The sequence below is a fragment of the Streptomyces sp. NPDC058464 genome, assembly GCF_042721035.1.
Lineage (GTDB): Bacteria > Actinomycetota > Actinomycetes > Streptomycetales > Streptomycetaceae > Streptomyces.
Window position 1 is genome coordinate 180998 of sequence record NZ_JBHXMA010000007.1, and the last position, 22978, is coordinate 203975.

Consider the following 22978-nt stretch of genomic DNA (forward strand, 5'->3'; position numbering starts at 1 on the left):
CCCCTTCTGCCGCCCGTTTCGGGGGGGGGGGGGGCCGGGCCCCCCCCGCCCCCCTCCGCATGTCGGCCCTCCACATGTCGGCCCTCCACATTCGGCCCACAAGTCGTCCACAGGGGAGGATTGCATTCCGCAGGTCACGGGTATGACGGGCTACGACCGTGAAGCACCGGCCGGCCGTGGGAGGGACCCCTCGTGATGCTCCTGGAAGTCCTAGGATCCGCCCTGCTCGGCCTGGCCTTGTCGTGGGCCGCGACCAGCCGCCTGTCCCACCGGCTCCCGGCCCGCCCGCTGGTGTTCTCCACGGGCGTCGCGGGAGCCCTCTTCGGCGACTTCGTCACCCACAGCGCACTCGGCCCCGGCGCGGTCCTGGTCACTCTCCTGGGCGCGGCGATCGTCTCGGCGGCATCCCTGTCCCTGCTGCTCCGCCCGGCGGGCCGGCGCCTCCGCCGACGATCGATCCCGGCGTAGTCCCGTTCGAAACTCCCTGGACGAATCGCTCCGGAAAGGGGCGCGGGGATCTGCGCGACCAGCCCCCACCGGCCCAAGGTCGCGCAACCCCCGGAACCCCCCTCAGAGCGCTACGCGGCCAAGCCCAGCGCAGCCATCCGCTTCGTGTGCGCCTCCGTGATCCGCGAGAACATCCGCCCCACCTCGGCGAGATCGAACCCGTCGGCCACTCCCCCGACCAGCATGGTCGACAGCGCGTCCCGGTCGGCCACCACCCGCTGCGACTGTGACAGCGCCTCGCCCATCAACCGCCGTGCCCACAAGGCCAGTCGGCCGCCCACCCGGGGGTCGGCGTCGATGGCCGCCCGTACCTTCTCCACCGCGAACCCGGCATGCCCGGTGTCGTCGAGGACGGCCAGCACCAGCTCGCGCGTGTCGGAGTCGAGGCGGGCCGCGACCTCCCGGTAGAAGTCACTGGCGATCGAGTCGCCGACGTACGCCTTGACCAGGCCCTCCAGCCAGTCCGACGGCGCCGTCTGCCGGTGGAAGCCGTCGAGGGCCGCGACGAACGGCTCCATCGCCTGCGTCGCGTCCTCGCCGATCTCCGTCAGCCGGTTGCGCAGCCGCTCGAAGTGGTGGAACTCGGCCGACGCCATCTTCGCCAGCTCGGCCTTGTCCACCAGCGAGGGCGCCAGCTTGGCGTCCTCCGCGAGCCGCTCGAACGCCGCGAGCTCGCCGTACGCGAGGGCGCCGAGCAGGTCCACGACCGCGGCACGGTAGTGCGGGTCGGCGGCCGCCTGCGCCCAGTCCTGGGCGGCGACACCGGTCGGTTCGGCGGAGGCGGTCTCAGGCTTGTCAGAGCTCGTCATGAAGCGCACAATAGCCCGCCCGCCGCGGCGCGGAAGCCCTGGGGAAGCCCTGGGTAACCATCGGGGAAGTCCCGGCAGGCCACCCGATGTCTCCGCGAAGGCCCTGGTCAACCACTGTGACTACCACGACGTGACCAAATCGGCCATCACATGTGCACGATTCCGGGGTATGGTGGTAATGCGCCTGCTGGTACGCCGTCGATTCTCGACGTACCTCGACAGGCCGCACGTATGAGGATGCCCGGTCGGTGGCCCGATCGGCTCCGACCCGACAGCCCTCCCGGTTCGTACGGCACTGTGCGTACGACGACCGGAGGGACACACCCTCAGCGGTACGAGCGCTAGAGCGTCGGCAGAGGTCCCGTGCAGTACGGCGTGCCCCCCACGGCCCGCACGTAAGGCAGCCGACGTCCCCCGGCACGGTCCGTCAAAGACCCCCGCGCTCGCCTCGCGCCGCGACACACAGAAGAGGCAGCACCCTGACTACGACGTTTCGTGAACTCGGAATCCTTCCCGAGACCGCCGAGGCCCTGGAAGCCGTCGGCATCGTCAACCCCTTCCCCATCCAGGAGATGACACTCCCGGTCGCCCTGTCCGGCACCGACGTCATCGGCCAGGCCAAGACCGGCACCGGCAAGACCCTCGGATTCGGTCTGCCGCTCCTGGAGCGCGTCACCGTCCCCGCCGACGTGGAGGCCGGCCGCGCCGCCCCCGAGGCCCTCACCGAGGCGCCACAGGCGCTCGTCGTCGTCCCCACGCGCGAGCTCTGCACCCAGGTCACCAACGACCTGCTGACGGCCGGCAAGGTCCGCAACGTACGCGTCCTCGCCATCTACGGAGGTCGTGCCTACGAGCCGCAGGTCGAGGCCCTGAAGAAGGGCGTCGACGTGGTCGTCGGCACCCCGGGCCGCCTGCTCGACCTCGCGGGCCAGAAGAAGCTCAACCTCAAGCACATCAAGTCGCTCGTCCTCGACGAGGCCGACGAGATGCTCGACCTGGGCTTCCTGCCCGACGTCGAGAAGATCATCGACATGCTTCCGGCCAAGCGCCAGACCATGCTGTTCTCGGCCACCATGCCGGGCGCGGTCATCGGCCTCGCGCGCCGGTACATGAGCCAGCCCACCCACATCCGCGCCACCGCGCCGGACGACACGGGCGCGACCGTCGCGAACATCGCGCAGTTCGTCTACCGCGCGCACTCCATGGACAAGCCGGAGATGATCTCGCGCATACTGCAGGCCGACGGCCGCGGGCTCGCGATGATCTTCTGCCGCACCAAGCGCACCGCCGCCGACATCGCCGACCAGCTCCAGCACCGCGGTTTCGCCTCCGGCGCCGTCCACGGCGACCTCGGCCAGGGCGCCCGCGAGCAGGCGCTGCGCGCGTTCCGCAACGGCAAGGTGGACGTCCTCGTCTGCACCGACGTCGCCGCGCGCGGCATCGACGTCGAGGGCGTCACCCACGTCATCAACTACCAGTCCCCCGAGGACGAGAAGACCTACCTGCACCGGGTCGGCCGTACCGGCCGCGCGGGTGCGTCGGGTACGGCGATCACGTTCGTCGACTGGGACGACATCCCGCGCTGGCAGCTGATCAACAAGGCGCTGGAACTGAAGTTCCACGACCCGGTGGAGACGTACTCCACCTCCCCGCACTTCTTCGAGGACCTCAAGATCCCCGCGGGCACCAAGGGTGTCCTGCCGCGCTCGGAGCGCACCCGCGCCGGGCTCGACGCGGAGGAGCTGGAGGACCTGGGCGAGACCGGCGGCCGCGGTGGCCGCGGTCGCGGTGGCCGGGGCGGTCGCCCCGAGTCCCGTGCCGACTCCCGCGCCGAGGCCCGCTCCGAGGAGCGCGAGCGTCCGGCCCGCACCCCGCGCCGCCGCCGTCGCACGCGTGGCGGATCGGCCCTGGAGCAGGCATCCGGTACGACGTCCTCGGCGCCCGCCGCCGAGTCCGCGTCGCCCGCCGCCGACGACGCCCTCGCGGCGTCGGAGCCGTCGGCCACCCGCACCCCGCGCCGCCGTCGTCGCACCCGCAACGGTGCGCCGCAGGAGGCGGTGACGGCCGCCGCTCCGGTGGCCGTGACGCCGGAGGCCGTCGTCGAGACGGTCGAGGCCGTGGTCGAACCGGCCGCGCCGGAGCAGCCGCGCCGCCGTCGCACCCGCAGGTCCGCGGAGACCGCGCCGGTGGCGGAGGCGACGACGCCGGTGGCCGAGGCACCGGCCGCCGAAGAGGCACCGGCAGCCCCCGTACGCCGCCGCACCCGCAAGGCGGCCGAGGCTCCGGAGGCAGCCGCCCCCGCAGCGGCCGTCGAGGCGGTCGAAGCAGTGGCCGAGCCGAAGCCGCGCCGCACGCGGAAGACGGCAGCCGCCGCCGAGACCGCGGTGGACACCGCCGAAGCCGTCGAGGCCAAGCCCCGCCGCACCCGCAAGACGGCCGCACCCGCCGCCGACACGGAGACGGTCGAGGCAGCCGCCGAGGTGAAGCCCCGCCGGACCCGCAAGACGGCAGCCGCCGCTCCCGAGGAGACCGCCGAGGCCGCGCCCAAGCCGCGCCGCACCCGGAAGGCGGCCGAGGCGGCCGTCGACACCGCCGAAGGCACCGAGGCCAAGCCCCGCCGGACCCGCAAGACGACGGCAGCTGCCGTCACCGCGGAGATCCCGGCGCAGGCCACCGAGGAGCCGACGGCCAAGCCGAGGCGACGCACGACCCGCAAGGCCACCGAGGCCGCCGAGACGGCCGGATCCGCCGAGACGGCCGACGCGGAGGCGAAGCCGAAGGCCCGCCGGACCCGGAAGGCGACCGCCGCGGCCCCCGAGGCCTGAGCCGGCCTGAGTCCGTCACGACGGCCCGGACCACCCCGTGTGGTCCGGGCCGTCGGCGTTTCCGCAACACCCGCCGCACCCACCGCCCTCCCCATCAGCCCGTCCCACCGCACCCACCGCCCCCCGTCAGCCCATCCCACCGCACCCAACGCACCCCCCTTCGGCCCATCCCGCCCTCCCCACCTCACACGACCCGAGTCGCCGCCCGCTCCGCGGCGTTCGGCGCGTCCCGGTGCCGGGATTCACCCACCGGCTCCCGGTCGGTCACCCCGCTCCGGATACCCTCTCCCCCATGAGCAGGCCTCGTACCTTCGTCCCGCCCGCCGGTGCCCGCGCGTATGCGCTCGCCACCGACCGGGGTGAGTTCGCCGTCGTCGACGCGCCCGTGGCCGCCGGCGTCGAGCCGAGGGGGGTCGCGCTGTTGCTGCCCGGGTTCACCGGCAGCAAGGAGGACTTCAACCGGCTGCACGAACCACTGGGCCGGCGCGGTTACCGGACGGTCGCCGTGGACGGGCGCGGGCAGTTCGAGTCGGACGGGCCCGCGGACGACGAATCGGCATACGCCCAGGACGAGTTGGCGCGGGACGTGCTCGCTCAGGCGGCGGCGGTCGGTGCGGGACGGCCGGTGCATCTGCTGGGGCACTCCTTCGGCGGTCAGGTCGCGCGTGCCACCGTGCTCCTCGACCGCACGCCGTTCCGCTCGCTGACCCTGATGTCCTCGGGCCCGGCTCAGATCTCCTCCTCCCAGCAGGAGCGCGTGAAGCTGCTGCGGGACGCGCTCGCCGTGATGTCGATGGCCGAGGTGTGGGACGCCATGCAGGCCATGGAGGCACCGGAGGAGCTGGAGGAACCGGACGCGCCGGCGGAGGGCCTGGAGGACGGCGAGGATCTTCGGCGCCGCTGGCTGGGCAACAAGCCGGCCCAACTCATCGCCGCAGGGCGCCAGTTGTGCATCGAGCCGGACCGCGTCGCGGAACTCGCCGCCGTACCGCTGCCGTTCCACGTCCTGTCGGGCGCCCGGGACGACACCTGGCCGGTCCCGCTGCTGGACGACATGGCGCTGCGGCTGCACGCACACCGGACGGTCGTCGAGGGGGCGGAGCACTCTCCCAACACGGACCGGCCCGCCCCCACCGCCGAGGCGATAGCCGCCTTCTGGGACAGCACCCAGGGCCAGCCCCGCAACCAGGGCTAGTACTGCGTCTGGAGGTGTTCCCAGAAGCCGTCCCGCAGGGCGCGGCGCAGGTCGGCCTGGCCGCGCAGGGAGTACTGGAGCATCCCCTCGGCCTCGACGAGGAGGTCCTGGTCGACGGAGCCCGGCAGGTAGGGGTGGCCGGGCAGCAGCTCGACGAGCGCCTCGCGCCCCCGCGAGGACAGCCACTTCGCGGCGATCTGCGCACCGACGAAACGGACGTCCTCGCGGGTGGGTCTCGTGGTACCGGCCTCGTAGGCGGGGGCGGTGCGTCTGGAGACGTACGGCTTGAAGAACTCGAGGTCGAGGGTGCGCTGGCTGTCGACCTCCCAGAGCAGCGGCTCGGCCTGGTTGCGGCCCTCGGGGGCCTCGATGCCCCACAGGTGGACGCGGGCGCCGTACCCCTGGGCGGCCTCGACCGCGGAGACCAGGTCCTCGTCTCCGCCGAGCAGGGCCGCGTCGCTGATGGCACGGTGCCGGGCGAGTGACTCCAGGTCGGTGCGGATCAGGGAGTCGACGCCCTTCTGCTGGTTGTTGGCGTTGAGGTTGCCGAGGCGGACCTTGACGTCGGGCAGTTCGGCGATGGTCTGCTGCTCGGCGGTGTGGATACGGCGGCGGGCACCGTCGTACCAGTAGACGCGGAGCAGCCGGCTGTCGGCGAAGATCTGGCGCGCCTTGTCGATGAGCGCCTCGATCAGTCCTTCGGCGTCGAGGTCGAAGGCGCGGCGGTCCTCCGTCCCGGCGACGAGCCGGCCCGTGGCCGCGTAGAGGTAGCCCGCGTCCACGAAGATGGCGTGCGTCGAGGGCGTCTTGGCCACTTCGGCGAGCATGCGGGTGAGCAGCTCGTTCGTCCGGTCGATACGGGCCTGGAGGGGGGCGAGGTCGTCGTTCATCGCCTCCATTGTCCCGGCGGTCACGCTGCGAACACAACCGGTCCCGGTCAGTCTCCTTGAGACTCGTACCGGTCGGTAATTAGACGTTCGAAAAATTTCTTTAGCGTAGGGAATGTTTGTAACACGCAAGCCGTTGACTCCTACGGAACACGACGACGAAGGGAGAAGCCATGCGCTTCGAAATCATGCGACTCGACGAGGTCAACGGCACCACCGTGGACAGCACTGTCGTGGACGCCGCCTCCGTCAGCAGGATCGTGCAGCAGGCCGCGGCCGTGGGGCAGCGCCTGTGGATCCGACCGGCCGAGACCCAGGCCTCGTGACGAGGCTTCGCACACGACGACGCGACACGAGAGACGAACAACAGCCACACTGACGACACGCGGAGCACCGCACAGTCTTCAGAACCCCCGTACGGCACCGATGCCGTGCGGGGGTTCTGCGTTCGCGGCCCCTGCGTCGGCGCCCGCTGCGCACCCTTGTGCCGCACCCGCTACGCGCCCTTGATCACCTGGGTGACGCCGTTGATGATCTGCTGCACGGCGATCGCGGAGAGCATCATGCCCGCGAGCCGCGTCACCAGGACCACACCGCCGTCCTTGATGAGCCGGATGATCAGCAGGGAGTAGCGCATCACCAGCCACAGCACGACATGGATGGCGAGGATCGCGGTCCACACGGACACCTGCATGGCCACGCTGTCGGCCTTCTGCACGGCGAGGATGACCGAGACGATCGCACCTGGACCCGCCAGCAACGGCATGCCCAGCGGCACCAGCGCCACGTTGACGTCCTTGGTCTGCTTCGGCTCGTCGTTCTTGCCGGTCAGCAGGTCCAGGGCGATGAGCAGGAGCAGCAGCCCGCCCGCGATCATCAGCGCGGGCACGGAGACGTGCAGGTAGTCCAGGATCTGGTGCCCCAGCAGCCCGAAGACCGTGATCACACCGCCCGCCACGCACACGGCCTGGAAGGCCATCCGCCGCTGCACCTTGCCGGGCCGGCCGGCGGTGAGGGCGAGGAAGATCGGGGTGATCCCGGGGGGATCCATGATGACGAACAGGGTCAGGAAGAGGGAGCCGAAGACGGCGAGATCGAACATGGTGGTGCCACAGGCCTTGCTGGAGTGAGGGATTCGGGCGTGCGAGGGCGGAGCCTCAGGCCCCGCCGGTCCCCGGCACCGGGAAGGCGCCCGTGGCCCGGCGCGTGATCTCGCCGTACACCTCGGGGTCGGTGGTGTACTCGCCCAGCGTCACCGTCTTGCGGCTGCCGTGGTAGTCGGACGACCCCGTGACCAGCAGCCCCAGTTCCCCGGCGAGCCCGCGCAGCCGTGCCCGCGTGTCCTCGTCGTGGTCCATGTGGTCGACCTCGATGCCGTCGAGGCCGGCCGCGGCCATCTCGGCGATCGCCGACTCGGGCACCGTACGCCCGCGCTTGGCGGCCGCGGGGTGCGCGAACACGCACACTCCGCCGGCGCCCTTGACCAGCCGGATCGCCTCGAAGGGGTCGGTCTCGTGCTTCTCCACGAAGGCCCGGCCGCCGTCGGCCAGCCACTCCTCGGTGAAGGCGTCGCTCACGGTCGGTACGACGCCGAGCTCGACGAGCGCGGAGGCGACATGCGGCCGCCCGACCGAACCGTCCCCGGCGATCCGCTTCACCTGTTCCCAGGTGACCGGCACCCCCAGCCCGTTCAGCTTGGCGATCATGCCCTGGGCGCGCGGCACCCGGTCGTCCCGGACCAGCTCGCGCTCGGCGAGCAGACCGGGCTCCTCGGGGTCGAAGAGGTAGGCCAGCATGTGCATGGAGACGCCGTCGATCCGGCAGGACAGCTCGGCCCCGGTGACCAGGGTGAGCCCCTCGGGCAGCGCGGCGATCGCCTCGGCGTAACCGCGGGTCGTGTCGTGGTCGGTCAGCGCGACGACGTCCAGCCCGGCGGCGGCGGCGTTGCGCACCAGCTCGGCCGGGGTGTCCGTACCGTCGGACGCGGTGGAGTGGCAGTGCAGATCGACACGCACGACACGGACTCCAACGGGACGGGACGGAAGGGACGCGTCAAGGATAACGGCCGACAGCGAGTGCCCTGTCACACCCGCAACCTGTGAGCACCCTTTACCTGCCCTACCCAGGGGCGCGGGGAACTGCGCGACCAGCCCCCACCGGCCCGCGGACGACCGATCGCACCGGCTCTACGGCCCTACGGGCCCTACGGCCCTACGGCCCTACGGCCCTACGGCTCCAGCAAGCGCGGCGACAACGCCCCGCACGGCACCAGATCCAGCTCCGCCCCCGCATCCCGCAGGTCCGTCAGCACCAGCTCGTCGTACATCAGCAGCCCCGTCTGCTCGGGCCACACCACGATCCAGAGCCACAGTCCCCGCGCCTCGCCCGCGAAGACGGCCCGGTCGTCCGGCGCCCCGGAGACATGCCAGAGCGGCGTCGGCCGCCCCGCGGCCAGCACCTTCGCCTGCGGTGGCTTCTCCACGTTCATCGAGGGCCCGGGATCCGGCCCGTCGATCCCCGCGTACCGGGCCCCGAGGCCGACGCCCAGCTCCTCGGCGACCAGGATCATCTCCCCTATGCCGCCGAGCGGCGCGGGTCCGGAGCAGGCGACGGCGGTCGCGCGCCCCCCGCTGCGGTCGTCACCGGCGCACGCCACACCCGTGAACAGCCAGCCGACCGGCAACGGCCAGGGCATCCACACCGGAACCTGGGTGCGGTGCACCACCACACCCAGGGCCTCGACGCTGGGCGGGATCACGGGCTGTACCGGATGCACGGTCCCGTGCACATCGCACTGCCAGGTGTCGGCGAAGAGTCCGGGAGCCCTGACCCGGCCACCACACTTCGGGCAACTGGGTTCGCCCCTCATAGGGCCCCACGGTCCTACCCGGAATCGCCCACGTCAAGGACGATCACCCGTCCGGGCGGACCGGTTCACCAGGGAGAACTAGATTCACCTTGCATTAATTAGCCGCCCTAACTTACTATGTGCATATACCAACTAAATCCGTCTGAGCGGAGGAAGCGCATGGACGACCCCTTCGACGCGGGAGCGGGCAGCATCCTGCGGCAGCCGAAGGCCGTGTGGGCGACCGCCGGCGCATCCGTCGTCGCCTTCATGGGCATCGGACTCGTCGACCCGATCCTGCCCTCCATAGCCAAGGGCCTGGACGCCACGGCCGGCCAGGTCTCCCTGCTCTTCACCTCGTACTTCCTGATCACCGCCGTGGCGATGCTGTTCACCGGCTTCGTCTCCAGCCGCATCGGCGGCCGCCGGACGCTGCTGCTGGGCCTCGCGTTCGTCGTGGTCTTCGCCGGACTCGCGGGCACCTCGGACACGGTCGGCCAACTGGTCGGCTTCCGGGCCGGCTGGGGCCTCGGCAACGCCCTCTTCGTGTCCACCGCCCTCGCCGTCATCGTCGGCGCGGCGGCCGGCGGCAGCGCCGCGGCGATCCTGCTCTACGAGTCCGCGCTCGGCCTCGGCATGGCGTGCGGCCCGCTGCTGGGCGCGGTGCTCGGCAACATCAGCTGGCGCTACCCGTTCTTCGGCACCGCGACCCTGATGGCGGTCGGCTTCCTGTGCATCACGGCGTTCCTGAAGGAGCAGCCGAAGCCCGCCCGCAGGACGTCGGTCCTGGACCCGATCCGGGCGCTGGGCCACGGCGGCCTCGCCTCCGCGGCCGCCTCCGCCTTCTTCTACAACTACACGTTCTTCACGGTGCTGGCCTTCACCCCGTTCGTGCTGGACATGACCCCGTACCGCTCGGGCGCCGTGTTCTTCGCGTGGGGTGTGCTGCTCGCGCTCTTCTCGGTGGTGGTCGCCCCGCGCATGCAGCGGCGGTTCGGCTCCCTGAAGGTGCTCGGCGGCTCGCTCGTGCTGCTCGCCGCCGACGTCCTCGTCCTCGGCTACGGCAGCCACACCACCGCCGTCGTCTGCACGATCCTGTCCGGCGCGTTCATCGGCGTGAACAACACCGTCTACACCGAACTCGCCCTCGGCGTGTCGGACGCGCCGCGCCCGGTGGCGAGCGCGGGCTACAACTTCGTCCGCTGGTTCGCCGCGGCGGCCGCTCCCTACTTCGCCCCGAAGATCGAGGAGTGGAGCGACATCCACATCCCGTTCGTGGTGGCGGCGGTCACCGCGGTCCTGGGCGCGGTGGTGGTGCTCGTACGGCGGAACGCGCTCGCGCACGACGCCGAGGAGCTGGAACCGCGGCACGCCACCGAGGACGGCGTCACGGTCTTTGCCAACTGACTCCCGCCGAGCGGCGCTTGGTGAGCTTGCTCACCCCGCCCGAGCGGTCCGGCTCAGTCCAGCGGGGCGGATTTCCGGTACGGGTCCCGGAGGTCCGTCCCGTTCGCGAGCCAGCGCTCCTGGAGGGCCCCGGCACCGTGCACGCGCTTCCAGGCGGCCTCGTTCGGCGTCATCGGCAGCAGCGGCAGGAACCGTACGGGGTCGAGGGGCTCGTCCAGCTCCAGATCCTCGACGAGACCGCCCGGCTCGCCGACCAGGACGGAGGTGAAGGGCGCCCCCGGCCACAGCGGGTCGCCGACGTCCAGCGACGCACCCGGCGTCACGACCAGGCCCTCCACCTGCGGGGACGCGGCGAGTACGGCGAGCGCGCGGAGCACCTTGTCGGTCTCGGCGAGCCCGGCCCGGACCGACAGGACCAGCTCGGCCCGCGGTCCCTTGACGGGGTCCGCGACCATCGCGGTGGGATCGGACATGGGGTGCGCGGACATGCCGAGCGTGGCGTAGCGGACGACGTTCTCGCCCTGGAGGTCCTCGTGGAAACGGAGCACCTCGATGCGGTCCGTGCCGAGGAAGGTGACCGCCGCGCGCGCGTCCGGTTCGCCCAGCGTGGTGGTCAACCGGGCCTCTACCAGAGGAAGAACTTCAGCCATGTCGTGAGCATAGAACTCGTCAGTACCGGGCAAAGCGGCGCCTTGACACTGGGGGCTGCTGCTACTCTGGCCGCGGCGGCTCGGGGCAGCACGCAGCACGTCGCGACCAGACCCCGACGCCGACAGGACTCCCTTACGAGGGACCGGCTGGAGGAGGTGGGGCTGTCATGGATCGAAGTCACCCGTGCAGTACCACTCGCTCTTCCGGCCTCTGATTTCTTCTCTGGCTGGCTGCCGCCTTCTCGTGCGCGTTGTCGTTCGGAAGAGCACTTCGTTTCGCTTGCCTGATCCCTTAGACCGGTCCGTTCCGGATCTGTCTGGATCCGTTCGTCTGATCTGAATCAGTAGCGAAGTCGCCACCGCAACGGTGCGGTGCTCCCCGCTTTGTGGACGTGCCAAACATCCGCAGTCAGGACGTCCTCATTCCGGGTAGTTCCACCCGTTCGCACGCGATCTTCCGCTGCCTGTCGCGAAGGAGCCTGCCCATGTCGATGATCCGCGACCTCCGTGCCGTGGTCCGCCCTTCCCGCCCCTCGCTGCGCAAGAGCCTGCGCCCGGACAACGGCGCGTACGACACCACCCGCGACCCCGGTACGCCGTCGGCCGTCGTCGACTGTGCCGTCTACCGCGACGGCGCCCGCATCGAGACCGGCAAGCCGCTCACCCCGCACGAGGCGATGCGGCTGGTGCGCCGTGACGGCGGGTTCGTGTGGATCGGCCTGCACGAGCCGACCGAGGCCGAATTCGCCGGTATCGCCGGCGAGTTCGGGCTCCACCCGCTGGCCGTGGAGGACGCCGTCCAGGCCCACCAGCGCCCGAAGCTGGAGCGGTACGACGACTCCCTCTTCACCGTCTTCAAGACCATCCACTACGTCGAGCACGACCAGCTCACCGCCAACAGCGAGGTCGTGGAGACCGGTGAGGTCATGTGCTTCACCGGCCGGGACTTCTTCATCACCGTCCGGCACGGCGGGCAGGGCTCGCTGCGGGCGCTGCGGCACCGGCTCCAGGACGACCCCGAGCTGCTCGCCAAGGGCCCCTCGGCCGTGCTGCACGCCATCGCCGACCACGTCGTCGACGGCTATGTCGCGGTCGCCGACGCCGTCCAGGACGACATCGACGAGGTGGAGACCGAGGTCTTCACGCCGGGCCGCAAGGGCGGCGTCTCCCGAGGCGTCGACTCGGCGCGGATCTACCAACTCAAGCGCGAGGTGCTGGAGTTCAAGCGCGCCGTCTCGCCCCTGCTGCGCCCCATGCAGCTGCTGAGCGAGCGGCCGATGCGGCTGGTCGACCCGGACATCCAGAAGTACTTCCGGGACGTCGCCGACCACCTCGCCCGCGTCCAGGAGCAGGTCGTCGGCTTCGACGAACTCCTCAACTCGATCCTCCAGGCCAACCTCGCGCAGGCGTCCGTCGCACAGAACGAGGACATGCGGAAGATCACGGCCTGGGCCGCGATCATCGCCGTACCGACGATGGTGTGCGGTGTGTACGGCATGAACTTCAAGTACATGCCGGAGCTGCACTGGAAGTACGGCTACCCGGTGATCATGGGCATCACGGTCTGCATCTGTCTCGGCATCCACCGCACGCTGAAGCGCAACGGCTGGCTCTGAGCGGCCCTGGATAGGCTGGCGCCATGACTAGCGAGCTGCTCGACCAGGCCCTCGTCGAGGAGGCCACGAAGAAGTCCGGCCTCATCTGGGTGCGGGGCGCCGGGGCGGCGGCCGCGCGTGCGGTGTGGCACGCGTGGGTCGACGGGGGCGTGTGCCTGGTCGGCGACGGGGCCGAGCAGCCGCTGGGTGAGCTGGCCGACGGGGGGTCGGCGGAGGTGACCGTGCGCAGCAAGGACAAGGGCGGCCGGCTGGTCACCTGGACGGCGACGGTCACGGAACTGTCCGCCGGCACCCCGGAGTGGGACGCGGCGGTCGCGGAGCTGAAGGGCAAGCGCCTCAACGCCCCCGACGGCGAGGCGATGACCGGCCGCTGGGCGCGGGAGTGCAGGGTGTTGCGCCTGACCCCGACGGGAGCGGTGCAGCCGTTGCCGGAGGGGAGCCTGGCGGAGGCCCCGGTCCCGTCCCCGGCAACGACCCGGCGCCCGGCTCCGGCCGCCCTGCCGCGCTTGCTCTCGAGACGCCGGAAGCGCAAGTAGCGGACACCTGAGCCAGGTTCGGCACCGCCGGACAGGACCGTCGTGGCGGAGCACCGTCATGGCGGAGCACCGTCGCGGCGGGATTCGGGGGTGCCGAAGCCGTTGCGCGGCCGCCTCCTACGACGTGGGCAGCTGCTTCCCGTAGTCGACCGTGTCGCCCTTCTCCGGTTCGGCGACGCTGAAGCCCTTGCCCCAGTCCGAGAAGGTGAGGGTGCCGGCGCCGCCGCCGCGTTCCAGGCGGAGGGGGTACGGCTTGCCCTCCAGGGAGACGTCCAGGGTGCCGCCGGAGCCCTTGTCGCCGGCGATGCGGATCGTGCGGGTACCGGACTGCTCGTGGTGACCGTCCGTGGAGAGCGCGCCGTGCAGGGTCAGCAGGCCCGAGAGGAGGAGGTCCTTGTCCGTGAAGCCGCTGAACTTCTTGTACGCGGGGTCCGTCCGCGGCACCTTGACGTACTTGCCGTCGAGCTTGGTCGCGGCGGTCGTGTCACTGCCGTCGGCGTGGTTCCAGAAGCCCGAGTCGGCCTGCAGATACAGCGTGTCGCCGACCCGCAGCAGCTGGAAGGTCGACCCCTTCGACGTGACCGACCCGGTCCCGCCGTCCTTGTTCAGGCGCATGTCCAGCTCGTACGTACGCCCGCTCGTGACCACCGTCCCCGCCATCCGCACCGTCGCCACCGACGAGGCCGCCGCCCGCGTCTTCGACTGGATCACGGCCGGCGACAGCTTGCCCACCCCGTTCGTGCCCGCGTCCGGATCCCCGCTGCACCCGGTGAGGACGGCCAGTGCGCACACGGCGGTGACCAGTGCGGCGTGGCGAGTACGGCCCGGAGCAATCGCGGTCACAGACAGGGCCGCCTTTCTGAGGGGTCCGGCACGGCGTACCGCAGCGTACCGGTGCCCCACCCGACCGGCGGAGCCAGTCCGTCCGGACCGCCCACCAGGGCATATCCGATCGGTACGGGCTAGCCTGAAGCCCACCGAGCGGGCAAAAGGGACTGAAAACAACGCAAGCAGCACTTCGGCAGGCAAAGGAAGCAACCCCATGGCAGCCGGCGCTCCCCGCATCTTCGTCTCGCACCTCGCCGGTGTCCCCGTCTTCGATCCCAACGGCGACCAGGTGGGCCGCCTCCGGGACCTCGTCGTCATGCTGCGCGTCGGCCGCAAGCCCCCGCGGCTGCTCGGCCTGGTCGTCGAACTGTCCACCCGGCGCCGTATCTTCCTGCCCATGACCCGGGTGACCGGCGTCGAGTCCGGCCAGGTCATCACCACCGGCGTGGTCAACGTCCGCCGCTTCGAGCAGCGCCCCACCGAGCGCCTGGTCTTCGGCGAGCTCCTCGACCGCCGCGTCGAGTTGGTCGAGACGGGCGAGGAGGTCACCGTCCTGGATCTGGCCGTGCAGCAGCTCCCGGCCCGCCGGGACTGGGAGATCGACCGGGTCTTCGTCCGCAAGGGCCGCACCGGCACCTTCCGGCGGACCAGGGGCGAGACGCTCACCGTCGAGTGGTCCCAGGTCACCGGGTTCTCCCTGGAGGAGCACGGCCAGGGCGCCGAGAGCCTGCTCGCCACCTTCGAGCAGCTGCGCCCCGCCGACCTCGCCAACGTGCTGCACCACCTCTCCGCCAAGCGCCGCGCCGAGGTGGCCGCGGCCCTCGACGACGACCGCCTGGCCGACGTGCTCGAGGAACTCCCCGAGGACGACCAGATCGAGATCCTCGGCAAGCTGAAGGAGGAGCGGGCGGCGGACATCCTGGAGGCCATGGATCCGGACGACGCGGCCGACCTGCTCGCCGAACTCCCCGAACAGGACAAGGAACGGCTGCTGAGCCTGATGCAGCCGGCGGACGCGGCCGAGATGCGGCGCCTGATGTCGTACGAGGAGCACACGGCGGGCGGTCTGATGACCACCGAGCCGATCGTCCTGCGCCCGGACGCCACCGTCGCCGACGCCCTCGCCCGGGTCCGCAACGCCGACCTCTCCCCGGCCCTCGCCGCCCAGGTCTACGTCTGCCGGCCGCCCGACGAGACCCCGACCGGCAAGTACCTGGGCACCGTGCACTTCCAGCGGCTGCTGCGCGATCCCCCGTACACCCTGGTCAGTTCGCTGGTCGCCGACGACGACCTGCAGCCCCTGGATCCCGACGCCACGCTCCCGGTCATCGCCGGGTTCTTCGCCACGTACGACATGGTCGCGGCGCCCGTGGTGGACGAGGCGGGGTCGCTCCTCGGCGCGGTGACCGTGGACGACGTGCTCGACCACATGCTGCCGGAGGACTGGCGGGAGACCGAGTTCCACCTCGACGAGGAAGGGGAGCCGGCGGGCGGGAAGGCAGCGGAGAAGGGGGCGGGGATCCATGGCGGCTGAGCGGGAGGGCACCCGGGAGCGGACGCCGGTCGGCGCCACCGCCGCCGGCCGGTCGCGCCACCGCCTGGACCAGCCGCGCCCGCCGCGGCGCAGGCTGCTGCCCGAGTGGGACCCGGAGGCCTTCGGACGGCTCTCCGAACGCATCGCGCGGTTCCTGGGCACCGGGCGGTTCATCGTCTGGATGACGTTCGTGATCATCCTCTGGGTGATCTGGAACATCTCGGTACCCGGCGGGCTGCGCTTCGACGAGTACCCGTTCATCTTCCTGACCCTGGCCCTGTCCCTGCAGGCGTCCTACGCGGCCCCGCTGATCCTGCTCGCGCAGAACAGGCAGGACGACCGGGACCGGGTCAACCTCGAACAGGACCGCAAGCAGAACGAGCGGTCCATCGCCGACACCGAGTACCTGACCCGGGAGATCGCCGCGCTGCGCATGGGTCTGGGCGAGGTCGCGACCCGGGACTGGATCCGCTCCGAGCTCCAGGACCTGCTCAGGGAGATGGCGGACGAGCGACGGGACGGACAGGTCGTATTCCCGGCAGAACGGTCGGCACGGCGTGACGTAGACGACCGCTGAGGGGCGTTATAGGGGCACTGCGCCTCGCCGTACCATCGGGGGTATGGCTAGCGAAGACGCGGTGCGCGAGGCACTGGCGACGGTGAACGACCCCGAGATCAACCGACCCATCACCGAACTGGGGATGGTCAAATCGGTGGCGATCGGGGAGGACGGCGCGGTCGCGGTCACCGTGTACCTGACGGTCTCCGGCTGCCCCATGCGGGACACGATCACCCAGCGGGTCACCGACGCGGTCTCCCGCGTCGAGGGCGTCACGCGGGTCGACGTCACCCTGGACGTGATGAGCGACGAGCAGCGCAGGGAGCTGGCCACCGCCCTGCGCGGCGGCCAGGCCGACCGCGAGGTCCCCTTCGCCAAGCCCGGCAACCTCACCCGCGTCTACGCGGTCGCCTCCGGCAAGGGCGGCGTCGGCAAGTCGTCGGTCACGGTCAACCTCGCCGCCGCGATGGCCGCCGACGGCCTCAAGGTGGGCGTGGTCGACGCGGACATCTACGGCCACTCCGTCCCGCGCATGCTCGGCGCGGACGGCAGCCCGACCCAGGTCGAGAACATGATCATGCCGCCGTCGGCGCACGGCGTGAAGGTCATCTCCATCGGCATGTTCACCCCGGGCAACACCCCGGTCGTCTGGCGCGGCCCGATGCTGCACCGCGCCCTCCAGCAGTTCCTCGCGGACGTCTACTGGGGCGACCTGGACGTCCTCCTCCTCGACCTCCCGCCCGGCACCGGCGACATCGCCATCTCGGTCGCCCAGCTGGTCCCGAACGCGGAGATCCTGGTCGTCACGACGCCTCAGCAGGCGGCGGCGGAGGTCGCGGAGCGGGCCGGCTCCATCGCGGTCCAGACCCACCAGAAGATCGTCGGCGTCGTCGAGAACATGTCCGGCCTGCCCTGCCCGCACTGCGGCGAGATGGTCGACATCTTCGGCACGGGCGGCGGCCAGCTGGTCGCCGACGGCCTGACCCGTACGACGGGCGCGACCGTCCCGGTCCTCGGCAACATCCCCATCGACGTCCGCCTCCGCGAGGGCGGCGACGAGGGCAAGCCGGTCGTCCTGACCGACCCGGACAGCCCGGCAGGCGCGGCACTGCGGGGCATCGCGGGGAAGCTGGGCGGACGGCAGCGGGGCCTGTCGGGCCTCTCGCTGGGGATCACCCCGAAAAACAAGTTCTAGAACCGCCACGACGAAGGGGGCGCTGTCCGTGTCGGACAGCGCCCCCTTCGTCGTATGCCTTCCGTGGTCGCGTCGGCCGCGGTCAACCGTCGCGTTCGCGCTCGCTGCCTGGGCACAGGTCTTGTGTGAGGCACAGCATGAGTACCTGGAAGGAGCCTCCTCCGGGCCCCCCGACCTGCTCGCCCTCGGCGTGCGGCAGGAACCTCCATTGCGAGGCCTTGACGTGCCGCGTCCCAGCCGCCTTCTCCACACGAGCGTGCAGCATGCGGGCTCCGGGATCGTTCGTCTCCACCAGAACCTCGTCCGCGGCAAGCGGGAAGTGATCGTGCAGCAGGCACAACCCGAAGCGGTTCAAGTTGCCGTGCTTGGCCAGCACCGCCACCAGATCCCGGACGAACTCCGCGTCCTGGGGGCCCAGCGCCTCGGCTTCCGCGAAGCGGGGAAGTGATGTTCTCGGAGCGGAAACGTTTAGGTCGGCCATAATCCCTCCGTCGAACGGTTGACGACGATTGACGGTCATCGGATTCCATTATCAGCCACTGACCGCTTTCCCTCAATTCCGCGGACTGGGGCGAAGGAGTGGCCGCATCACCTTCCGCCGTGTGTCTGTGCATGACACTTAGGGCACCTTCACTAAATTCGCCGAGGAGGAGGTGCCGACTCTATGACGGGTGTTCGGCGGTGGTGGCGGCTGTTGTCGCTGGTGGTCCTGGCGGTGACGTGGTGGGGATCCTCTCCCGCGGAGGCACGGCAGAACAGCCGTGATACCTGCCAAGAGGATCAGTTAGATTCCAGCAGAGTGGACGCCACGATCCGCTTCCGACAGCACGGCAAGACTTACGTCCAGGTCTTTTCGGACATGACGATCGAGGTGCCTACTCGGGCCTGGGCGATGGCAAGCCAGCTGACATTCAGCGAGAAATCGAAAGAATACCAGACGGCCATGCACTGCCTGCTGCGCGGAGGAGACAACGAACTTCGCAACACTGAATGGCGCGACCATAATCCAGTCGCCACCGCCAAGGATGACAAGGTCACGGTGACATACAATTCGTTCACCTGGATCAACAAGTACCAGGGTTATCGCCTCGGCCCCTGGGTGATCACGGGGGACAAGAAAAACAAAGAGGAATGGAAGGTGACCCTCCGGCCGTCGACGCTGACACAAGCCCGCTGGAGGATCACGGCTGATCTGGGTGGCCTCAAATTCAAATACCATGGGCCGGCATCGTCCGCCGACGCGACCACGGTGGTGTGGACCGAGCAGCGGCCTGAAGCTCTCTGCCCCGAGCACGCCTGCATCGAGGCCGATCTGCCGAGGCAACGGTCCTTGACGCTGAGCTGGGACGAGTCGTCGCTGAAATCGGCGGGCATTGCCACGTGGTGGGTGCTCGCCTCCGGTGCGCTCGCGCTGGCCGCGCTCCGCGCCCAGCACCGGCCGGCGTCCGCCGCGTCCTGGACACGGGGATCCTGGTGGCGAGTCGGCGGGTTCGGCAGGGGGCTCGACGAAGGCCTCGCACGCCCCGTTCTGCACTGGGCCCTGCTCAGCGCGGCGATCGCCCTGACACTGGTGCTCCTCGGCCAGGAACTCGCTGTCAGTCTTCGAGGGAAAGCGATCATCTGCATCACCGCCGGCCTCACCCTGACCCTCGTCGCCCGCCCCTGGCACAGCGGAGCCTCATCCACGGCCCCGGACACCGGAGCCGACGGCTCCGCAGGCCGCCGGCAGCGACACGCCGTCGTCGGAGTCGCTTCGGCGACTGCGGGGATCGGCCTGCTGGTGGTACTCCGCCACGGGCTCTTCGAACTGCCGCGGAGCCTGGACACCGAAGCGGCGACCACCCTCACCGGCAAGCTCGGGTACGTGCTCATGGGCCTGGCCACGGTGTGGTTGTGGCTGGCCGCCATGGCGGCGTGGGCATGGCGCTTCGCACGCGACGGCGGACTGGTCCCCGCTCGCTGGAGCCGGACATGGGACAGGGCGCCGGTTCGCTGCGTCGCAGCCGTCGCAACCCTTTTGGGGATGGTCGCGGGCGGCCTTCTCTGGTGTCTCCGCTGGGCACTCGAAAATCAGTGGAAACGGGCCGCTTGGCTCGTCATCCAAAATCGCCCTTCAAAGCACGCGGCATACGTCAATCATTATCTGTCCAATTTCTTCTTCAGTGATCTCACCTGGATCTTCGCCTACAGCTGGCTCCTGACGGGTGTCGCACTCCTCGCCCTGCTGCACTCCCGCTTCGTGATGCAACGCGCCCAAGCCGCCCGCGCCATGGAGAACATTCCGTTGGGTCCAGCCAAGCCCGATCTCCTGCTGATCGCCGCGCTGTTCGCCCTGACCGTGGGGATGAGGGGTGCAAAATTCGCGCGCATCAACGCCCAGTACGGCGTGTGGTTCGCGCTGAACATCGTCGCACTCTTCGCGGTCCTCGCAGTGGGACGACGATGGTCGGTACTGAGCCGGATGGGAGACCTGTTCTACCTGCACAAACCAGGAGCCGACAAGCGGACTGAATTGCTGGAAAAAGTCCATCAGTACCGCAATCTCAACCATCAACTGCAACTGCTGGACCAGGGGCGCGCCGGCGGCGTCACCTGCGAGGAATTGGAGGCCCAGCTGCGCGAGCTGCGTCAGTGGCTGGTGTCCAAGTGCCTCAAGAAAAACCCACCCAGCCAGATTTCGATCCTGGACGTCGCCCTGGCCTGGGGGCCGGAATCCCACTGGTGGTCCAATGCGTTGCACGGCGCGCGCCTGGCGTTCTGCTTCGGAATTCCGGCCAGCGGCACCCTCATCTATCTGGAGATGACGGATCTGTTCAAGGGCGGCCAGATCCGCGTCGAACCCACCGCGATTCCGAGCTTTGCAGCGGGGTTCATCGCCTATCAGACGGCATGGGCCGGAGCCGGCTTCGTCCTGGGCGCCCTGTGGCGTCTGCTACCGGGCCGCCGCAGTGCCGCCCGCGCGTGGAGCCTCACCTTCGCCTACGGCATTCCGGCCGTTCTGATCGGTCTGTTCGCCCGATACACCGATGCAGGCGTCAAGATGCTGCTCCTCTATTCCGTGCTCATGCTCTTCATCCTGACGCTCACCAGCCTCTGGATGGATACATCGACATTGCAGGAGGAGCGGCAGTACTGGCCCAGCCGCTTCGCCTTGCTGCTGTCGATCCACCGGCTGCGCGGCCTCTCCGGACAGGTCGCCTGGCTTCTCGCCCAGGTGGCGGTGGTCGTGGCCATCGTGAAGACACTGATCGACAAATGAGGGACTGTGCCGCCAGGCGCTGTGCCGCCGGCCGGTGGCCGCCCCGCGTCACAACGTTGCGGGGCGGTGTGCCGGGGCCTTTCCCGGAGCCTGCCGCCGGAGCACAGGGCGCCGACAGCTCTCAGGCGTACTCGGCGATGTCCTTGATCACGGCGAAGCCGAGGCCGTACGCGCTCATCCCCCGCCCGTACGCCCCCACGTGCACACCCTCCCCGGTCGATCCCGCGAGGACCCACCCGAACTCCGACTCCCGGTAGTGGAACGGCGTCGACACCCCGTCCACCGGCAGCGACAGCGTCGACCACTCCGGCCCGCCGAGATCGTCGGCCAGCTCCCACGCCGTCTCGGTCTGCTGCTCCAGCCAGTCGTCCCGCAGGCTGTGGTCCATCTGCCCCGGCCAGGTGAAGGACAGCAGCCCGACCCCGGCCAGCCACGCGGCGGACGACACCGACGTGGCCTCCAGCAGCCCCGTCCCGTCGGCGCTCCGCCGGGACGGACTCGCCGCGACGGTCACGACGACCGCGAACTTCTCCCGCGGCTCACCGACAGCCGAGGCGAGATGCTCGTTGCGCACCGACGGCTCGTCGCCGTGTCCGATCGACCCGTGCTCCACCGCGCCGTCGGCCGCCGTACCCACCTGCATCAGCCAGCGCGGCCCCGTGAACGCCTCGTCGAGGCCGTACCAGGGGAAGGGCGCCTCAAGGTAGCCGTCGACCGTGCGGCGGACGGAGGGGACCTGCTGTTCGCCCTCCGCGACCGGTGCCTGTCCGTCCACCTGACTTGTCGTCTCCATCTGCCCCGACGCCTCCTAGCTCTGGTCGGTCCAGGGCGGCCCGCCCCCCTTCGGGCGCACTCGTCCGGTCCGCACAACAACTCGGCAGCATATCGACACCGCCGGGACCAGCGGCGAAACCGCCCGGTGCGTTGGTCGCGCGGGCGGCGGGTTCGGGCCGTAAAAGACGTATGAGCGGCGCACACGCGGTATGAAACGCGTCACGTGCGCCGCTCATGCGCGGGTCGGTGATCCGGACTCAGGTGGCGTCCGCGTCGTACGGCGGACGGTCGTCCGTGCCCGGGTCCTCCGGCTTCTTGGTCATGTCGATCCGGCCGCTCCCCGAAGAACCGCTCCCGGAGGACGACGGCGAGGCGTCGGTCTCGCGGCTGTGCACCGCGTCCGTGACCTCGGCCATCTCCTTCTTCAGGTCGAAGCCGTTGCGGATCTCCTTCAGCCCCAGCTCGTCGCTGTCCAGGTGCTTGCGGATGAAGGTCTTCGGGTTGAGGTCCTCCAGCTCGAAGTCCTTGAACTCGGGGCCGAGTTCCTGCCGGATGTCCTCTTTGGCGCTCTCCGAGAACTCCCGGATCTTGCGGATGGTCCGCATGACGTCCTGGATGACCTTCGGGAGCTTGTCCGGACCGAAGACGAGCACGGCGAGCACAATGATCGTCACCAGCTCGAGTGGTCCTATGTCATTGAACACCTGAAGCTCCTTGCGATGTCCTCGGTCCTCGGCCCTCCGGTCGCTGTTGCGGGTGTTCCGTGGTCCGGGCCGGGTCCACGGTACCCGGCGGACCTGTCCGACCGGTACTGCCCCGAGGTGTCCGACTGCGTGTGTACGACCGGTTTTCCGGGTTGTTTGCCTAGTCGGGGCACGGACGGGGCTCCGCCTGTGAGGTTTCTGTCAGTTCCTGTCCGAAGAACCGGGACGGCCGCCGGGGCTGTCGAGCGGCAGCGGGGTGAGGCCCTGCACGCCGTGCACCTGGACGACGGCGAGGTCGTACCCGGCGTCCAGGCCGACGACGGTCGCCGGGGCGGTGGCTCCGCTGCTGAACGTCACGGTGATCCGGCCGCCCGCGGAGACCGCGGGGGCGACGACGTGGTTGTTGGTGAGGATGCGCCCGCGAGTGTCGAGGACGAAGCCGGTCCCGGTGGCCTGTCCGCCGGTGCCGGCGCCGGTGACGTGCAGGGTGACGACGCTGGGCAGCGCCCGCGCGGCGACCCCGGTGGCATCGCCGGGCGGCCGTCCGGGCGGCGGCGGGCCCGGCTGGGGCAGCTGTACGGCCTCCAGGCCGCCGGTGCGCTCCAGATAGCCGCCGATCAGCCCGCCGGCCGCACCGGAGAGCACGGAGAGCACCAGCGCCCCCACGACCAGCGTCCGCCGGCTCCGCGACCGGCGCCGCCGCGCCGCGGCCCCGGCCGCATCGCCCTGCAAGAGGGACGGAGCGCTGCCGGTGGTGTCGCCGGGTGTCGTCGGTGACGTCGGTATCCCCTCGTCCATGGTCTCCTCGCGGGCTCACCGCGGCCCCGCTCATCGGCGGCTCGCGG

Annotated in this window: 22 protein-coding genes; 11 read left to right on the plus strand and 11 right to left on the minus strand. The window is 70.4% G+C overall.

What is annotated here, in order from left to right:
* Positions 1-195: 195 nt before the first annotated feature.
* Positions 196-468 carry a hypothetical protein gene (locus ACFWPQ_RS12475; RefSeq protein WP_089098916.1) on the plus strand — a complete coding sequence of 91 codons (273 nt, stop codon included), beginning with the start codon at positions 196-198 and terminating at the stop codon, positions 466-468.
* A gap of 110 nt (positions 469-578) precedes the next feature.
* On the opposite strand, the gene ACFWPQ_RS12480 is transcribed toward ACFWPQ_RS12475, so the two are convergent.
* Positions 579-1325: a ferritin-like fold-containing protein gene (locus ACFWPQ_RS12480; RefSeq protein WP_352367017.1), complete on the minus strand. Its 747-nt coding sequence runs from the start codon at positions 1323-1325 to the stop codon at positions 579-581.
* A gap of 563 nt (positions 1326-1888) precedes the next feature.
* Here ACFWPQ_RS12480 and ACFWPQ_RS12485 point away from each other — a divergent pair.
* Together ACFWPQ_RS12485 and ACFWPQ_RS12490 are read left to right on the plus strand one after the other, a co-directional pair.
* Positions 1889-4141, plus strand: coding sequence for a DEAD/DEAH box helicase (locus ACFWPQ_RS12485; protein ID WP_384032575.1), 2253 nt, complete (start codon positions 1889-1891; stop codon positions 4139-4141).
* Between the two features lie 292 nt (positions 4142-4433).
* Complete coding sequence (locus tag ACFWPQ_RS12490; RefSeq protein WP_384032577.1) at positions 4434-5336, plus strand: alpha/beta fold hydrolase; 903 nt, start codon at positions 4434-4436, stop codon at positions 5334-5336.
* On the opposite strand, the gene ACFWPQ_RS12495 is transcribed toward ACFWPQ_RS12490, so the two are convergent.
* Entirely contained in the window at positions 5333-6226 is an 894-nt protein-coding gene (locus ACFWPQ_RS12495) for an NYN domain-containing protein (RefSeq protein WP_361292227.1), read from the minus strand. The two genes, ACFWPQ_RS12490 and ACFWPQ_RS12495, sit on opposite strands and share 4 nt — an antisense overlap.
* 170 nt (positions 6227-6396) lie before the next feature.
* Between ACFWPQ_RS12495 and ACFWPQ_RS12500 the strand changes: the two genes are divergently transcribed.
* Positions 6397-6549, plus strand: a complete 153-nt coding sequence (locus tag ACFWPQ_RS12500; RefSeq protein ID WP_384032579.1) for a hypothetical protein — start codon at positions 6397-6399, stop codon at positions 6547-6549.
* Between the two features lie 170 nt (positions 6550-6719).
* On the opposite strand, the gene ACFWPQ_RS12505 is transcribed toward ACFWPQ_RS12500, so the two are convergent.
* The 3 genes from ACFWPQ_RS12505 to ACFWPQ_RS12515 form a co-directional block, all read right to left on the minus strand.
* Positions 6720-7325 (minus strand): MarC family protein, encoded by a 606-nt coding sequence (locus ACFWPQ_RS12505; protein ID WP_384032580.1) that lies wholly within the window; start codon positions 7323-7325, stop codon positions 6720-6722.
* Positions 7326-7380: 55 nt separating this feature from the next.
* Positions 7381-8238: a PHP domain-containing protein gene (locus ACFWPQ_RS12510; protein ID WP_384032582.1), complete on the minus strand. Its 858-nt coding sequence runs from the start codon at positions 8236-8238 to the stop codon at positions 7381-7383.
* Positions 8239-8450: 212 nt separating this feature from the next.
* Positions 8451-9092, minus strand: a complete 642-nt coding sequence (locus ACFWPQ_RS12515; RefSeq protein WP_361292219.1) for a DUF6758 family protein — start codon at positions 9090-9092, stop codon at positions 8451-8453.
* 159 nt (positions 9093-9251) lie between these two features.
* On the opposite strand from ACFWPQ_RS12515, the gene ACFWPQ_RS12520 reads away from it, so the two are divergent.
* Positions 9252-10478: an MFS transporter gene (locus tag ACFWPQ_RS12520; protein WP_384032584.1), complete on the plus strand. Its 1227-nt coding sequence runs from the start codon at positions 9252-9254 to the stop codon at positions 10476-10478.
* A 53-nt stretch (positions 10479-10531) separates the two neighbouring features.
* Here the strand turns inward: ACFWPQ_RS12520 and ACFWPQ_RS12525 are convergent, their stop codons facing one another.
* Positions 10532-11128, minus strand: a complete 597-nt coding sequence (locus tag ACFWPQ_RS12525) for a suppressor of fused domain protein (RefSeq protein ID WP_384032586.1) — start codon at positions 11126-11128, stop codon at positions 10532-10534.
* Positions 11129-11613: 485 nt separating this feature from the next.
* Between ACFWPQ_RS12525 and ACFWPQ_RS12530 the strand changes: the two genes are divergently transcribed.
* Positions 11614-12744, plus strand: a complete 1131-nt coding sequence (locus ACFWPQ_RS12530; RefSeq protein WP_384032588.1) for a magnesium and cobalt transport protein CorA — start codon at positions 11614-11616, stop codon at positions 12742-12744.
* A 23-nt stretch (positions 12745-12767) separates the two neighbouring features.
* Positions 12768-13280, plus strand: coding sequence for a hypothetical protein (locus tag ACFWPQ_RS12535; RefSeq protein WP_384032590.1), 513 nt, complete (start codon positions 12768-12770; stop codon positions 13278-13280).
* Positions 13281-13397: 117 nt separating this feature from the next.
* Here ACFWPQ_RS12535 and ACFWPQ_RS12540 read toward each other — a convergent pair whose 3' ends face one another.
* On the minus strand, positions 13398-14123 hold the full coding sequence (locus ACFWPQ_RS12540; RefSeq protein WP_384032592.1) for a hypothetical protein: 726 nt from the start codon (positions 14121-14123) through the stop codon (positions 13398-13400).
* Between the two features lie 199 nt (positions 14124-14322).
* Between ACFWPQ_RS12540 and ACFWPQ_RS12545 the strand changes: the two genes are divergently transcribed.
* Genes ACFWPQ_RS12545 through ACFWPQ_RS12555 form a run of 3 tightly spaced genes read left to right on the plus strand, consistent with a single transcriptional unit; the run spans position 14323 to position 17396 of the window.
* The gene (locus ACFWPQ_RS12545; protein WP_384032594.1) at positions 14323-15642 is read left to right on the plus strand and encodes a magnesium transporter MgtE N-terminal domain-containing protein; all 1320 of its coding nucleotides are present in this window, start codon (positions 14323-14325) and stop codon (positions 15640-15642) included.
* On the plus strand, positions 15632-16219 hold the full coding sequence (locus ACFWPQ_RS12550; RefSeq protein WP_384032595.1) for a DUF1003 domain-containing protein: 588 nt from the start codon (positions 15632-15634) through the stop codon (positions 16217-16219). The genes ACFWPQ_RS12545 and ACFWPQ_RS12550 overlap by 11 nt, the downstream gene beginning before the upstream one ends.
* A 43-nt stretch (positions 16220-16262) precedes the next feature.
* A complete protein-coding gene (locus ACFWPQ_RS12555) occupies positions 16263-17396 on the plus strand; it encodes an Mrp/NBP35 family ATP-binding protein (RefSeq protein WP_384032597.1) in 1134 nt (377 codons plus the stop codon).
* An 82-nt stretch (positions 17397-17478) separates the two neighbouring features.
* Here the strand turns inward: ACFWPQ_RS12555 and ACFWPQ_RS12560 are convergent, their stop codons facing one another.
* Entirely contained in the window at positions 17479-17916 is a 438-nt protein-coding gene (locus ACFWPQ_RS12560; protein ID WP_384032598.1) for a hypothetical protein, read from the minus strand.
* 144 nt (positions 17917-18060) lie between these two features.
* Between ACFWPQ_RS12560 and ACFWPQ_RS12565 the strand changes: the two genes are divergently transcribed.
* Positions 18061-20655, plus strand: a complete 2595-nt coding sequence (locus ACFWPQ_RS12565) for a DUF6185 family protein (RefSeq protein ID WP_384032600.1) — start codon at positions 18061-18063, stop codon at positions 20653-20655.
* A gap of 121 nt (positions 20656-20776) precedes the next feature.
* Here the strand turns inward: ACFWPQ_RS12565 and ACFWPQ_RS12570 are convergent, their stop codons facing one another.
* The 3 genes from ACFWPQ_RS12570 to ACFWPQ_RS12580 form a co-directional block, all read right to left on the minus strand.
* Complete coding sequence (locus tag ACFWPQ_RS12570; protein ID WP_384032602.1) at positions 20777-21448, minus strand: hypothetical protein; 672 nt, start codon at positions 21446-21448, stop codon at positions 20777-20779.
* A gap of 238 nt (positions 21449-21686) precedes the next feature.
* Complete coding sequence (locus tag ACFWPQ_RS12575; protein WP_351711127.1) at positions 21687-22133, minus strand: sec-independent translocase; 447 nt, start codon at positions 22131-22133, stop codon at positions 21687-21689.
* A gap of 201 nt (positions 22134-22334) precedes the next feature.
* Positions 22335-22931, minus strand: a complete 597-nt coding sequence (locus ACFWPQ_RS12580) for a trypsin-like peptidase domain-containing protein (protein ID WP_384032604.1) — start codon at positions 22929-22931, stop codon at positions 22335-22337.
* Between the last annotated feature and the right edge of the window lie 47 nt (positions 22932-22978).